13 protein-coding genes are annotated in these 15,255 nt (G+C 34.5%); 10 read left to right on the top strand and 3 right to left on the bottom strand.

Translation table 11 applies throughout. From position 1 onward, the window contains the following. The first annotated feature begins 441 nt into the window (after positions 1–441). Positions 442–864 carry a nucleoside-diphosphate kinase gene (gene ndk, locus ACFIMQ_RS07700; protein WP_375703741.1) on the top strand — a complete coding sequence of 141 codons (423 nt, stop codon included), beginning with the start codon at positions 442–444 and terminating at the stop codon, positions 862–864. A 339-nt stretch (positions 865–1,203) separates the two neighbouring features. Here ndk and pgsA read toward each other — a convergent pair whose 3' ends face one another. The 3 genes from pgsA to ACFIMQ_RS07685 all read right to left on the bottom strand — a co-directional run bounded on the left by pgsA (position 1,204) and on the right by ACFIMQ_RS07685 (position 5,058). Continuing rightward, positions 1,204–1,785, bottom strand: coding sequence for a CDP-diacylglycerol--glycerol-3-phosphate 3-phosphatidyltransferase (pgsA, locus tag ACFIMQ_RS07695; RefSeq protein WP_375616148.1), 582 nt, complete (start codon positions 1,783–1,785; stop codon positions 1,204–1,206). Positions 1,786–1,857: 72 nt separating this feature from the next. Further along, a complete protein-coding gene (gene uvrC, locus ACFIMQ_RS07690) occupies positions 1,858–3,837 on the bottom strand; it encodes an excinuclease ABC subunit UvrC (protein WP_375703740.1) in 1,980 nt (659 codons plus the stop codon). Positions 3,838–4,194: 357 nt separating this feature from the next. Continuing rightward, positions 4,195–5,058, bottom strand: coding sequence for a 23S rRNA (adenine(2030)-N(6))-methyltransferase RlmJ (locus ACFIMQ_RS07685; RefSeq protein ID WP_375616150.1), 864 nt, complete (start codon positions 5,056–5,058; stop codon positions 4,195–4,197). A gap of 1,631 nt (positions 5,059–6,689) precedes the next feature. On the opposite strand from ACFIMQ_RS07685, the gene tatA reads away from it, so the two are divergent. The 9 genes from tatA (at position 6,690) to ACFIMQ_RS07640 (ending at position 15,211) form a co-directional block, all read left to right on the top strand. After that, positions 6,690–7,001, top strand: a complete 312-nt coding sequence (gene tatA, locus ACFIMQ_RS07680; RefSeq protein WP_375616151.1) for a twin-arginine translocase TatA/TatE family subunit — start codon at positions 6,690–6,692, stop codon at positions 6,999–7,001. 54 nt (positions 7,002–7,055) lie between these two features. Next, positions 7,056–7,496 carry a Sec-independent protein translocase protein TatB gene (gene tatB, locus ACFIMQ_RS07675; RefSeq protein ID WP_375616152.1) on the top strand — a complete coding sequence of 147 codons (441 nt, stop codon included), beginning with the start codon at positions 7,056–7,058 and terminating at the stop codon, positions 7,494–7,496. Continuing rightward, positions 7,493–8,275, top strand: coding sequence for a twin-arginine translocase subunit TatC (gene tatC / locus ACFIMQ_RS07670; protein WP_375616153.1), 783 nt, complete (start codon positions 7,493–7,495; stop codon positions 8,273–8,275). The genes tatB and tatC overlap by 4 nt, the downstream gene beginning before the upstream one ends. Before the next feature lie 61 nt (positions 8,276–8,336). Beyond that, positions 8,337–9,614 carry a serine--tRNA ligase gene (serS, locus tag ACFIMQ_RS07665; protein WP_375703739.1) on the top strand — a complete coding sequence of 426 codons (1,278 nt, stop codon included), beginning with the start codon at positions 8,337–8,339 and terminating at the stop codon, positions 9,612–9,614. A 133-nt stretch (positions 9,615–9,747) separates the two neighbouring features. After that, entirely contained in the window at positions 9,748–10,407 is a 660-nt protein-coding gene (locus tag ACFIMQ_RS07660) for a protein-L-isoaspartate(D-aspartate) O-methyltransferase (RefSeq protein ID WP_375616155.1), read from the top strand. A gap of 168 nt (positions 10,408–10,575) precedes the next feature. Further along, positions 10,576–11,757, top strand: coding sequence for a peptidoglycan DD-metalloendopeptidase family protein (locus ACFIMQ_RS07655; RefSeq protein ID WP_375703738.1), 1,182 nt, complete (start codon positions 10,576–10,578; stop codon positions 11,755–11,757). A 681-nt stretch (positions 11,758–12,438) separates the two neighbouring features. Next, positions 12,439–12,900: a preprotein translocase subunit YajC gene (yajC, locus tag ACFIMQ_RS07650; protein ID WP_375703737.1), complete on the top strand. Its 462-nt coding sequence runs from the start codon at positions 12,439–12,441 to the stop codon at positions 12,898–12,900. 465 nt (positions 12,901–13,365) lie between these two features. Then, positions 13,366–13,752, top strand: a complete 387-nt coding sequence (locus ACFIMQ_RS07645; protein WP_375607678.1) for an Mth938-like domain-containing protein — start codon at positions 13,366–13,368, stop codon at positions 13,750–13,752. A 991-nt stretch (positions 13,753–14,743) separates the two neighbouring features. Beyond that, positions 14,744–15,211, top strand: a complete 468-nt coding sequence (locus ACFIMQ_RS07640; RefSeq protein WP_375616158.1) for an SMI1/KNR4 family protein — start codon at positions 14,744–14,746, stop codon at positions 15,209–15,211. Positions 15,212–15,255 lie beyond the last annotated feature (44 nt).

Here is a 15,255-nt window from a genome sequence, read left to right as displayed (position 1 = left end):
GAGGCCCATTATGTTAAAGGGCGTAAAACAAAACAGTCCCTTCAGGGTATTTTAGGTGTACGCTATAGTTTTTAATTTATAGGGGTATTTTTTGATTGATTTCAGTGTGTGAGGGGACTTTCAAACCTAGATATGAAATGTCTAGGGTCGCCTTCTTAAAAAATAAAGCTTTCATAAAAGGTATATATATTTTTACGTGTTGGATTTTTCTTATAATTTTTTTATTACTTAAATGATAATTTTGATGAGAAGCATTTGGGAGTATAAAAGAAGCTTCAACGTTTTCTGAGAGGCGGATACACTTTTTATTGAAGTTTTTTTTACAATTAATTTTCCATTTTTGAGAATTTGTGTAGATTTTTGCAGAGTCACTTGGCAAAGGGCTGCTTGCTCGTTATAGAAATAGCCAGAGAATATTATCAATGAAATAAAGGTGGTTAAATGGCTTTAGAGCGTACTTTTTCGATGATTAAACCAGATGCAACACGTCGTAATTTGACGGGTGCAATTACGAAAATGCTTGAGGATGCAGGACTGCGTGTTATTGCATCTAAACGTGTGTGGATGAGTAGGCGTGAGGCTGAAAAATTCTATGCTGTTCATAAAGAGCGTCCTTTTTTTAGCGAATTGGTGGAATTTATGTCTTCTGGTCCAACAGTTGTACAGGTTCTAGAAGGCGAGAATGCAATAGCTAAAAACCGTGAATTAATGGGGGCTACAAATCCTAGTGATGCAGAAGAGGGAACAATTCGTAAGGTTCATGCTTTATCGATTGGCGAAAATTCTGTCCATGGATCCGACAGTGCTGAAACGGCAAAAACAGAAATCGCTTTTTGGTTTTCTGAGGTAGAAATTGTTGGTTAATAAAGCGTTTATAATAATAAAGCGTATATAAGAAGCAAAAATCCGAAACACTATATTTCGGTTTTTTGCTTATAAGATTATAGATTTTTTTGAAAGCAGGTGGAGCATTAATCGTTTTTTTTAGCTTTTAATATTGCAGCTGCTTTTACGAAAATATAAGGACTATTTACTCTTTTCTGAAGAGTTTTTATCTACGTACTACCCTTACTTGTAATGTGCAAAAGAAGTAGTTTTGATTGATTGATCGTGAATAGATTTAAAATAAGTAAGCCTTACGGGCTTTCTTCTTTCGTTTAAGGGCAAAAAGGTAAATTATCATTATAAATCTTACATATTATTTCACAAAATAACGTGCTTTAAACCCGCACGAAAATAATCCCACCCTGTCCACAATGTAAGGAGGGCAGAAATCCACAGCATCGTAATGCCAAACTCTACTGTGTAAGGGAAAATTTTATTACCGGCTGGTCCAGCTAAAAGAAAGATAATAGCAATCATCTGTACAAAAGTTTTCCATTTTGCAAGACGAGAGACAGGAACACTAACTTTTAACTCAGCCAAATATTCACGTAATCCTGATACAAGAATTTCTCTGCAAAGAATGATAATAGCTGCCCATAGTGTCCACCCAGCAATGGTACTGTCTGCGGCAAGCAAGAGCAAACAAGCAGAGACGAGAAGTTTATCGGCAATTGGATCTAACATGCGACCAATATTGGATGTTTGTTCCCAAATACGGGCAAGGTAACCGTCAAGAAAATCGGTAATAGATGCAATAATAAAAATGGAAACAGCAATCCAGCGAGTGATATCACTTGATTGTAGTCGCCCTTCTAAAAAAAAGCATGCAACAACCATTGGAACAGCAACAATTCGTGCATAAGTTAAAATATTTGGAAAAGAAAAAGTATGATTTTTCATGGAGCCATTTTTAATTCTTGAGAAAGAGAATATACTTCCTAAACGTAACAAGGCAAAGGTTATGAAACAAGCCTATTTTTCATGAAAATGGTTATGAATTTTTTGTGCAATTGTCATAGAGATTCCCGTAACTTTTTTTAAATCTTCAAGTGAGGCATCAGCAACAGCTTTGGTACTTCCAAAATGATGAAGCAACGCACGCTTTCTTATCCGACCGATATTTTCGATTTCATCAAGTTGATTTTTGAATGTTGTTTTTTTTCGTTTTATTCTATGCGTTCCAATGGCAAAACGATGAGCTTCATCACGCAAACGTTGCAGAAAATAAAGGATAGGATCACGAGGGGGAAGTGTAAAGGAGGGGGCACCTTTTATAAAAAATCGTTCACGTCCTGCATTACGGTCAACACCTTTAGCGATTCCAACAACTGTGAAGAGGTCATTTAATTGTAATTCAGCAAGTATTGCATGTACACTGTTGATTTGTCCTTCACCTCCATCGATTAAGATAAGATCAGGCCAGATGGGAAAAAGATCATCATCTTTTATGTCATGACTTCTATTGGGGAGATCATGCTCTTTGATAAGGCGTGAAAATCTTCGTTTAATCACTTCTTTCATCATGCCAAAATCATCGCCAGGCGTAATATCTGTTGAGCGAATATTGAATTTGCGATATTGATTTTTAACAAATCCCATGTGACCAGCAACAATCATTACACCTACAGCATTTGTTCCCATAATATGAGAATTGTCATAGACTTCTATGCGGCGCGGAGGAAAAGGAAGTTGGAATGTTTCAGCAAGACCTTGAAGCAATTTTGTGTGGGTGGCTGTTTCAGCAAGCTTATGTTCAAGTGTTTCATGCGCATTGAGATAGGCATGATTAACAAGATTTTTCCGTTCACCTTGTTTGGGTAGAGAGAGAGAGACTTTGTGATTTGCTTTAAGACTAAACGCTTCTGTAAGAAGTGTCTTTTCTTCAATTTCTTCAGATAAAAGGATGCTTTTGGGAAGTGGTTTATCATCATAAAATTGGGCAAGAAAACTTGCTAAAATTTCAGTACGGGAAAAAGAGGGATCTGCTTTAGGAAAATAAGCACGGTTTCCCCAATTTTGCCCCATGCGAAAAAAAAACACTTGAATACAGGTCATTCCTTCTTTTTGCGCAATCGCAAAAACATCCGCTTCTTTTATCGTTTGAGGATTAATGCCTTGATGGCTTTGTATGTGAGAAAGGGCTGATAGGCGGTCACGATAGGAAGCTGCTTGTTCAAAGTCAAGACTTTCTGCGGCTTTATGCATAGCTTGAACCATATCGTTTTTAACAGATTGATCTTTTCCCGAAAGGAATGCTTTTGCTCCTTTCACCAGTTCTTTATAATCACTGTCACTAATTTCATGTGTACAAGGTGCAGAACATCGCTTAATTTGATAAAGCAAACAGGGGCGTGTACGGTTTTCAAACACTGCATCGGTACAGGTCCGTAATAAAAAGGCGCGTTGTAAAACATGAAGTGTTTGTGTTACCGCACCAGCAGAGGCAAAAGGACCAAAATAATGGGCTTTTCGTGTTCGAGCACCACGATGTTTATAAAGTGCAGGTGCTCGATGATCATCTGTAATCATAATATAAGGGAAACTTTTATCATCACGCAGGAGTACATTAAAATGTGGACGCAATCTTTTGATCAGATTGGCTTCTAAAAGAAGAGCTTCTGTTTCAGTGTGGGTGACAATAAATTCCATATGATATGTTGCACGAATCATGCGCGTAATACGATTATTATGTCCTTGTTCACGTGTATAGTTTGAAACACGTTTTTTGAGATTACGGGCTTTGCCAACATAGAGAATATCACCATTTTCACCAATCATCCGGTAAATCCCTGGCTTATGCGGAAGGTGTCTAACAAACTCTTGTATGAATTTGACACCTTGGAATTGATTTTTCTCATTACTTTGATCGGCATTATTCCACGTAATGTTAGAGAGAAAAGAAAGTTTTTCTCGTTCATTTTGCGAACAATTTATATTATTTTTTAGGACCATTCCGTTTATAAGAATATGTTTTTTGTTTAATATATGAAATATTCTTTTCTATAAATAGCGCATTATAGCATAAGAATATGATTTTAGAGTACCTATTTTCATAAAATATGAGAGGTGTTATTTAAGACAGCTTTATGAATTCACTCAATTTATTCGTTAAAATGGTCAAAATAGAAAATCCATCATGATAAGAGCATAAACTTTCTCAAAAAGAGAAAAAATTAATTCACGCTAATCGTTATTCGTTTATCATTATTATATGTTGATATAATCTAAAAAAAATCAAAGAGTTATAGCATTTAATACCTTTGTATCTTAACCACGATATTTTCATTTAAGGAAAATATAGAGAAAAATCTAACATAATAAATGTTCTTTTTGAATCCACTTATGCGTTATTTGGGCATTTTCATCTTGTCCCAGACGATTGATAAGAAAGGGGCTGAGTTTTTTCATTTCTTCTTCCAAAAGATAGGGAGGGTTAATAATAATCATACCACTTCCATTCATTGTTGGTGGACTTGAACTTTTTCGGATACGCATTTCAAGTTGTAGAATCTTAGGAATTCCGGTTTGATAAAGAGCGTGAAGAAAACTTTCAATTTCTTTGTCATATTTAACAGGATACCATAAAGCGTAGATTCCTCCAGAAAAGCGACGATAGGCTTTCGTTAATCCCTCAATAAGGCGGGAAAACTCTCCAGTTTTTTCAAAGGGAGGGTCAACAAGGATAAACCCACGTTTTTCTTTTGGTGGTACATGAGCATTTAAGGAAAGCCAACCATCTAAATGCAGAACTTTTGTCTGATAATCTCCTGCAAAGTTTTTTGCTAAAATATGATAATCTTCATTGTGCAATTCTATTGCGGTGAGGCGATCTTGTTTTCGTAATAATTGACGAATAAGAACAGGAGATCCAGGATAAAACATAATTTCTTTTTCCCCTTTATTGAGGGCATCAATGATATCATACCACGGACCAAGAAGTGTTCTTAAATCTTCTGGGATAGGAGTTGAAAAAAGTCGTTGGACACCTTCACGCCACTCTCCTGTTTTATGTGCTTCTAAAGAAGAAAGGTCATAAATACCGATTCCAGCATGCGTATCTATAACGCGAAAAGCTTTTTCTTTGCGTTTGAGATATTCTATAATGCGGGTGACAATAATGTGTTTAAAAACATCAGCAAAATTGCCAGCATGATAAATATGCCGATAATTCATGGAGTAAACTCTATCATATGTATAACTGTACCAGATTATTAGCATAGAATAATAGAATTGATATCCATAAAAATACTCTTGTAGAAATCAAACAATGCCCTCACCCCCAAATTATACACTACAGAAAAAATATTAATGTCATGGGAGCATTTATTCACAGAGCTATTTTTATATAATGAGATTAATCGTTAAAATTTTAATTTTTTTATATGAAAGATAGACAACAAACATTTCAATAGAGATATTTATGTTGTAAGAGATTTTTTTATGATCGCGGTCTCTTCCAGGAAGACTATAAAAAACACTCAATTAACGAGAATATTAGTGAAGTTTGTTGAAAAATTGAAGGGTATCTTTCAAATTCATTCATAAATTTGCTTGTTTAAAGATTAAAGAATTTCAAATGCTTGATAAAAACATTGTTACATTTATAAGTTTTTTAGAAAGCGTAAAATTATGGATAGAGCAATAAAGTGCTGGTGTTATAGTGATGGATTTTTGTAAAAGTGTGAATGAATCTCATTGCTTTAAGCAGAGCCAAAGCTTTACATTATACACGCTAAATGGCTAGGTTATTGTGTATGATGCTAAAATAAAACTTTTGAAAATTGATATGTGCTCTGCAAGCGATCTCAATAAAATGAGGAATTTTAAACTAAAGTAAATAGGTTTATCTATCTCTAACACTGTATTATCGAGCGGCTTTATAAGGTAATCTTATAAAAAAGGCTAGGATAAGAAATTCTTTTTACATGGATTATGCTTCGATGCCATGCTTTTGATTGAATGTAATTTTCTATTAATGCCCATTCTGGTTTCAATACTGAGATAGGTTAAACACATGATATTATGAGAATGCATGCCCAGAATCCGGAGACTTGTAATAGTTAGAGCATGCCGTGGTTTAGAGAGCTGGTTATATGGAGGTATTTTACTAAATAAAGGCACAAGCTGGTACCTTTTTTATTTTTTAGCAGTATTGCCATACCTCTTGGCACTTGAGTTGGTTCATAAAGTGCATTTTTACTCTTTCCGCTAATAGTTTTTATTTATACGCCAGATATTTAATTGAATGCGATGATGGCTCATATTTCGTATTGAATATGGAATAATGGATGATAAAATTCCTACCCCAACGCAAAGAATAAATGTTGTGCGTAAGATGATAGTTTTTGAAGAGACTGATGATGTGTTAAGAAAGTTTTTTAGAGATTTTTCTTTCTGAATTTTTTAATTGAATACGTAAAATGTTTTACAGCATGTTATGATCTTTATCAGTAAAGGATAATTTGGCGGAAATGTTTGTAATGATACGTACAACATTGTTAAAAGGAAAGACACTGGATACAGTATTTGCAGGAAGATGAGCCGTCCAAGAGATCATATGAAGTTTCTTTAGAAAAGTTTTTAAGCCTTTTGAACTTTATAGGAAGTGGTTTATAATTTTTGAATGGTCTATATTATAATGTCCTAAAAGGGATGAGAGGATAAAAGGTTCTTTTGCACTAAAAGGCGTGTGATTGCTTTTAAGTTGAGAAAAAAATATATAAGTAAAATACATAGTATTTGATATATTCTTCAGAGTAAGCATGCACAAATGAAATCAAATTTAAAAGCATAGAGTTAGAAAAATGGGTAATATTTTTTCACCAACGCATTTAATTGTAATTTTACTGATTATATTTGTGCTTTTCGGGCGCGGTAAAATTTCTGAATTAATGGGTGATGTTGCTAAGGGAATTAAGGCTTTCAAAAAGAATATGAAGGAAGACGATGACAGCATTGAGGATAAAGTTGAAATGGCAGCTACTTCTCAAATGATTGATATAGAACCTCAACAATCTCAGCCGTTATCGGTGAAACATGTAACTGCACGCAAAAAGGCTTCTTCTGCCTCTAAAAGAGGCAAGGCATCTATTGCTAAAAAACAGCGTGTCAAATAACAAAAACGTTATCATCATTGTGCATTATTTTTTACGGGGAAGTCGAGTTAAGAGATGTTTGGGATTGATGGGCCGGAGTTTGTCGTAATCTTACTTGTTCTCATTATTGTCGTTGGACCAAAAGATTTACCTAAAATACTAAAGGCAATAGCAAAGGTAAGAGCTTATGTGTGCTCAACAGCAAATGAACTTCGTTACCAGTTTGATGATGCAATAAGACAAATTGAGCTCGATAATTTGCAAAAAACATGTTCAGATATTAATGATCTTAATCCAAGCAAGAAGTTGACGGAGACTTTTGATCCCATACAGGATGCAGTAGAGGATATCCATGATAATTCTGATGTTAAGGCAACACATCATAAATTAGAAAAAGATGAAGAACTTTGGGCGTGTGATCAAAAGACAACCAATAAAGATGTGATAGTATCTATTACACCCTATCATTCTGAAAGCATTTCTGTCGTTTCTAAAGATAAAGAAGATGTATCATGAATGTTAAGAAAGATGAAGTTGATGCCAGTATGGCAACACTTTTAGAACATTTAATTGAACTTCGTCAGCGCATTATTGCTGCCGTGGTTGCATTTTTGATCGCTTTTATGATGTGTTTTCTTGTTAAAGATTATATCTTAAATTTTTTACTATGGCCGTATCAGTGGGCAATGAAAATAGCAGGGAGTAATCCTGAGAGTATTCGTTTGCAATCAACACAAGTATGGGAAACTTTTTTAACAAAGATGAAACTTGCGGCTTTTGGGGGGATTATTTTATCTTTTCCCTATACGGCTTTTCAGTTTTATAGTTTTATTGCACCAGGGCTTTATAAAAATGAACGTATGGCTTTTTTACCCTTTCTCATTGGTGGTCCTATTTTATTTTGTATTGGGGGAGCGTTTGTTTATACTCTATTGGCACCAATAATACTATGGTTTAGTCTTTCACAACAATTTCTTCCAGATGTTCATTTAAGAATAGATTTTATAGTGCGTATTTCCGATTATTTGAGCTTTATGACATCATTTATCCTAGTTTTTGGTTTGATTTTTCAATTACCTCTTGTCATCAGTCTTTTAACAAAAGTTGGATTTTTAACATCTCATGATTTGGTATCTAAACGAAAATGGGCTATCTTGCTTTCTTTTATTATTGCGGCAATAGTAACCCCTTCGGATTTTTTTACGATGTTTGCAGTGGCTTTACCAACGATAGCACTTTACGAGATCTCAATTTTAATTGCTTACGGTATAGAAAAGAGAAGAAAATCCGCTTAAGAAAATTGTATAATCTTATGCGATAAGAAATGAATAAAAACAATATAAATGAGGAATTTTGATGCTTGATATTAAGTGGATTCGTGAAAATCCTGAGAAATTAGATAAAGCACTTGTAAACAGAGGTCTTGAACCACAAGCTGAAAGGTTAATACAACTTGATCTTGCACGTCGGTCGCATGTTGCTAAAGTACAATTGGCGCAGGAACGTCGCAATGCTATTTCAAAGGAAATAGGACAAGCTTTAGCTGTATCTGATCTACAAATGGCTGAAGGCTTTAAAGCTGAAGTTGAAGAGATTAAAGTCTTTCTTTCTTCTGCAACAGCGGAAGAAAAACAGCTGACGGAGAGTCTTGAGAAAATTCTTTCAGCCCTTCCAAATATTCCATTGGATGATGTTCCAGAAGGTAAAGATGAAAGTGATAATGTCGTCATTCGACATTTTGGTACACCTCCAACATTTAATTTTATACCAAAGGAGCATTTTGATCTTGGTCAAGATCTCAAGCAGATGAATTTTGAGCGAGCGAGCCGTTTGTCTGGAACACGTTTTACAGTGCTTTCAGGGGCGTTAGCACGGCTAGAACGAGCATTAGGACAATTTATGCTTGATGTGCATGTGAATGAGCATGGTTATACAGAAGTCTCAGTACCTCTTCTTGTTCGTGATGAGATTGTTTACGGAGCAGCACAATTGCCGAAGTTTGCAGAGGATCTTTTTCAGACAACAGATGGTCGATGGCTTATTTCTACTGCAGAAGTACCATTAACTAATTTGGTTAACGATGAAATTCTTGAAATATCAGATTTACCACTGCGATTTTCTTCTTTGTCTCCTTGTTTTCGTTCAGAGGCGGGAGCAGCCGGTCGTGATACGCGCGGTATGTTGCGTCAGCACCAATTTTGGAAGGTGGAAATGGTCTCGATTACCAGTGAAGATCAGTCTTTAATTGAATTGGAACGTATGACGGAATGTGCAGAAGATATATTAAAACGGCTTGATTTGCCTTTTCGCACAGTGGTTCTTTCTACGGGAGATATGGGGTTTGCAGCACGTAAAACCTATGACATCGAGGTTTGGCTTCCTGGTCAAGAATGTTATCGTGAAATTTCTAGCTGTTCAGTTTGTGGAGATTTTCAAGGTCGTCGTATGAATGCTCGCTATCGTACAGAAGGTGATAAAAAATTGCATTTTGTTCATAGTCTTAATGGTTCTGGTACGGCTGTTGGCCGTTGTCTTATTGCCGTACTTGAAAATTATCAACAAGCTGATGGATCCATTATTGTTCCAGATGTTTTACAACCCTATATGGGAGGCATGCGTTGTATTACTGCTTAATTTTGCGAAAGGAAAGACAATATGCATTTATTGCCAAGAGGTGATGGTATGCAAATGCAAGGTTTAGCCATTTTAAAGGAAGTGGTTTGTAGGGGTGATAAAAGTGCTCCTCCATTAGAGATTGAATAATACTATGGGGCAAAATGGTATTTTACAATTTCGTGAAGAGTTGGCCGCTCTTGTACTGAAAATGCGTAGCAAAGGCATTGATGACGTGCGATTTTTTTCGGCATTAGAAAAAATTCCACGTCAACAGTTTGTTTCTGCCCCTTGGTTTAATAGTGCTTATGATAATAAAGTTATTCCCCTTGAGTGTGGTGAATATATGGAACGTTTGGAAGAACAACTCTTAATTCTTTCGGCACTATCGTTGAAAAAAAAGCATCGTGTCTTAGAAATCGGTACGGGATCTGGTTTTTGTACGGCTCTTATAGCCTGTTTGAGTGACCGTGTAACGACGATTGATCGTTATAAAACGCTTGTTGATTTGGCAGGCCAAAAATTTCAAGCTTTGGGAATTGAAAATATTGTTGTACGGCAAATTGATGGAAGTCATAGTGTGACAGGTTTGGGGTCATTTGACCGTATTCTTATTTGGCCATCGCGTTCTGATGAACCCAAGGAATTTTTAGAACTCTTAGCTGAAAATGGCATTCTCATTCAGGCTATAGGGCCTGATGAAGGGGTACAAACGGTGACGCGCTATACAAAAATTGGGAGTCGATTTGAGTGTTTAGAACTTTTTCAAGTGCGTTATCAACCTTTTATTAAAGGTATTGCGGAGATACTTTAAATTTTAAAATTTAAGAAATAGCACAAATTATTTCACCTTTTTATTTTACGTTAAATTCATTTTGATATTATATAGAGATATTTATGAATAAAATATCTCATTTTAACTCTTCGGTAATTTAAAAAAGCTTTAATGGAATGAGTTGAGTATTGATGAGTGGGCAAAACTATGTATTTAAGAGCTTTGGATAATATTTTCCGGCATAAATTTCAGAGAATAACTTTTTTAGCGGTGGTAACTATTGTTGCTGGTTGTAGTTCTGGTACGCAACGTTTTTCCGCTATGTCCTCTCATCGTATGTTATCTCATCAATCAAATATATCTAGCACTATACCTACAGATCCGCGAATGCTATCGGACGGTGGTGATATGATACAGAGTACTGAATTGCCACCTGTGGAACCAAGCGATGATTCTTGGCGAGATGACAGTTCTCCTTATAATTCTCCACAGCAAGGTAGGACAGCTTCTTTGGATGGTCGCGTTATGGGGGCACCTCCACGTAATCTTGGAACACTTTCTCGTTCACAAATGGATAACTCTCCTGTTTACCGGCGGAATTCTTATATTGTCCAGAGTGGAGATACACTACTCAGTATTGCACGACAAATAGGGGTCAGTGTTGAGGCATTAAAATTAGCAAATGGCATAAACAGCAATTCCATTTATATTGGTCAAGTCCTTGTGGTTCCAAGTAGGCGTACATTCGCAACTTCAAATACGCGCAATAATAATGATTGGGCGGCGTCAACAGCAGAATCTTCATTCCAATCTCAAGTTACGTCCTCTGTAAAACACAAAAAGGCTTCTTCTGTATATAAAGCTCCTGTAACAATGTCCCCTTCTGCAAAGATGAACAGATCAAGTTCTGAGAAAAATTCTTCTACACAGATGATGCGATTGGACCATGAGACTGGTTTATCAAGTACTGTCACGAATACAGATAATATTATGACACCGCAGGGTACAGGAATTTCTAAGATGCGTTGGCCAGTACGAGGGCGTTTATTAAGCCAGTTTGGTCAAAAAAAAGGAACAGTAATGAATCGAGGAATAGATATTGCAGTGCCTGAGGGGTCATCGGTAAAGGCGGCGGAAAATGGTGTCGTTATCTATGCGGGAGATGGATTAAAAGAGCTTGGTAATGTTGTTATGATTCGACATGAAAATGATATTATCACTATTTATGGATGTAATAGTAAGCTTGTTGTTAACAAAGGACAAAGAATAAGACGCGGTGATGAGATTGCTAAATCTGGTGTTTCAGGAAATGTTAAAACGCCACGTGTCTATTTTGAGATGCGTAAGAATTCATTACCTGTTGATCCTCTTAAATATTTAGAAAACTAATTTATGGGTTAATTTGAGAAATTTTATAGTTTATAGAAATTTCATGAAAAAATTGATTTTTTTACGTAAAATAATACTGCAGCAGAAAAAATCACTGGTTTAAGGGAAGCCGTTTGTTGAGTTTATTAGATATTATCATCTTTGTGTTTATGAAGAGATAAGGTGATAGTATCATACTGTTTTCAGCTTCTCAATGTTCCAACTGCTCTTGCATTTATAGGGGGTACGAGAATGAGAAGGGGGATTTTACGCTTTTCTTAAATAGTTTTTATCTACAGGTTCATTTCACGTGTGTGACGTACAAGAAAATCATTTTGATGAATTCAAAGGGGATAAAATGAGAGAGTTTTACTGTATTTAAGTCTTTCATTTGATATCAAAAACGATGAATTATCTCTATAACTAAAGGTTTTTTCCTTGGAAAAATTGGTTTGTATCATTTATTGAGTTAGTGAGAAGGCTTATATTGTAGAATATATAATAGAGGGAAATAAATCTGTTTTTTTTAAGATTTTTCTTGTTGTATTCTGTCTCTTAAGGATTTATTGCATTTTGATAAAGCTGAGATTCCATCATGTGGTCATTACTTTTTATGATAAATTCTTTAGGAAAGTTTTTCTGGATCGGAGTTTTATTTTAATAGAGGGGGAAATACCTGAAGTTTAACTATAGGAGATAAAAATGTTTATTACGAACGCTTATGCTCAAGTTGCAGGCGATGTTCCCGGTGGATTTTCATTTGTTAGTGCTGTCCCGTTCATTTTAATTTTTGCAATTATGTATTTTTTTATCATTCGTCCACAGCGTGCACAAATGAAAAAACGACAAGAAATGCTTAATGCAATACGTCGTGGTGATACAGTTATAACGGGTGGTGGCATTATCGGCAAAGTTACGAAGGTTCACGATGAAAGTGGCGAATTAGAGGTTGAAATTGGTGAGAGTATGAATATTCGTGTTCTTCGCTCAACATTGTCTGATGTACGCGTTAAAGGTGAACCAATTGCAGAAAAAAAATCAAAGCTTCATGCTAAAACAAAAACACCACAAAAGTCTAAATCTAAAACAACAGCGAAAGAAAATGTGAGTGTATCTAAAGAAAAAAAAGCTATATCAAAGGAAAATAAGGAAAATGCATCTTAAGGTGGCGTTGTAGTTTATTACATTTTTTAAAGCATTTTTATAAAAAGTATTGAAATATAAAGATAGTTTCATTGAAGGAGTAGCTTTTATAGTCGTTACAGAAGATGGTGTTTTTCTTTAAATTATTAAAATAGTTGTTTTATTTATGGAAGATTACGGAAAATTTTCCTGTCCTTTAAACAACATCATTATTTTTATAAAGAGATGTTTTTTATTTTCGAGTAAATAAGCTGAGGAAATTTTTTAAAAGGTAGATTTATTTGAACATATAGCATTTAATCGCGGTTTGTTGTCAAATTTTCATCTATTTGTTGTAGGAGAAGATTAGGGAGTATATAAAAATTTCTAATCTCAATACTCTTATAAGCGAGGGTTAACATATCAATGTTTGTATCAACCTTCCATTAACTTTTGTGGTAAGAGGTAAAAGGCAGTTGGACTTTCAAAAATAAAGGGTGCTTATTCATGTTCGATGCAATTCAAATTCGTGAGGCGCATTTTCCGAGTCGGGCACCTATTGATGCTTATGGAAATGGTGGATTTCGTTTTGCTGATATGTCTCATAGAGGTTCTATTATTTGTGTCCCATCAGGTATTTATGGCATTGATATGGCAGGGCCTATTCCTACTCAAGGGGATATATCTCGTGTTTTAGAAGAAGCATCTGAAATCGAAGTTTTATTAATAGGTACTGGAATTGAATTATTGCGATTACCTGAAGAGTTACGGGTTCTTTTATGGGAAAAACGTATTTCATCTGATACAATGAGTACGGGAGCGGCTGTACGTACATTTAATGTTTTGTTGGCTGAAGATCGCGCTGTTGCTGCATTATTATTTGCGGTAGAATAAAGTATTATTTAATAATAAATTGCTCTAATTCATCATGAAAAGTTTTCATAATTATTAATTGGATGAATTTTATGATCAGTGCATTTTCTATAAAAAGATAGCATTGTTATCCATTCAATCAAGAAGTGTTTTGCGTTGTTTGTTCTTCTAAGTTTTACTGTGCATGTTACGGTTAGTTTTTAGCTGTTTTTACTACGAATGAAAGTTTTAAGTCCGATAAGACAAATTTTATCAAAAAAGTTATTTATTTAATTTTTAAAAATTTCTTTCTAAAAAGAAAAAAGTAATTGGAGCAAATAATGAAAGAATGATATCAATAAAAATGCTTTTATTATTTAGAGAAATGTAAAGCAATACCATTAGCTATGAACAGATAAGTATTTATAACGATCACATTAATATTAGCAAAAATGTGATATGATTTATGTAGAAAAATCTGTAAAAATTATACTTTATCCGATTTTACAGAATTATTTGATCACTATAGTAATATTATTAAGTTTCGCACTTTAAAGGCTATGATTGGTGATATACGAATAAAGAATCTAAAGAAATTATTGGCTCGCAGTTTACAATTTCTTATCAAGATTCTTTGAAAAAACAGAAATTGATGACGAGGAAATATTTAGCCTTTATAGGGATTGTGTAGGGATTTTTGTTGACTATAATTTAACAGATAGAGGAAATGGTTTAGCAAAACTACAGTAGCTTGTTATCAGTAGAGCTAATTTGGGTGTGAAATTTTCTTTTGATGACTTTCAACTTCAGGATGGTGAATGTTCACACTATTTAAAGATATTCTTTATGACGCAAGTAATTTTTATGAATTTTGCGAAAAAATATTAAAGTTCATGTGAAATAGTTTTTTTGTGTATTGGTTTTATTTAAAAAATTATAAACACTAAGTTACCGTTTTTCCGTAAAAATGTGAATATTATCATTATTAGAAAAAAGTTAAAACATATTAGAGAATAATAATTGGGGGGAGTTCATGAAAAATTTTATATTATCTGATCTCGAAAAATTAATTGATAAATATAGTGATCGTATCGATTTTGGCCCTACCATTGATGATATACAGATTAAAAAGGCTGAAGAAACTATTGGCTTGCCATTTACAACCTCTTACAAAAACTGCCTGAAAAATTTGGGAATTTCAGAAATTGGTTGTGATGAAATATTGACCGTTTATGAGGACAGTGTAGGGTCTCCTGTTGATTGTATTCCTGCTGGTGATATTGTTTATCACCACTTACTCGATATAAAAAATGGTTTAGCTAGGCCACAGCAGCTTATTGTTTGTGAAAATACTTTTTGTGAGATACTTTACTTTGATTACTCTCAATTTCAAGACGGTGAATGTCCACTTTATTTCAGGTTTCCAGCTGGTGCTTCATATTATTACGCAAGCAATTTTTATGAGTTTCTCTATAAAAGAATTAAGGTTAATTTTGAATAATTTTTTAAATATGAGGTTGAAAACAGCTGTTGAATAAAAAATGG

The sequence above is a fragment of the Bartonella sp. AD13SXNS genome (genome assembly GCF_042196465.1).
Taxonomy (GTDB): domain Bacteria; phylum Pseudomonadota; class Alphaproteobacteria; order Rhizobiales; family Rhizobiaceae; genus Bartonella.
The sequence above is the reverse complement of the archived record's forward strand: the minus strand, read 5'-3'. Positions and strand labels throughout refer to the sequence as shown.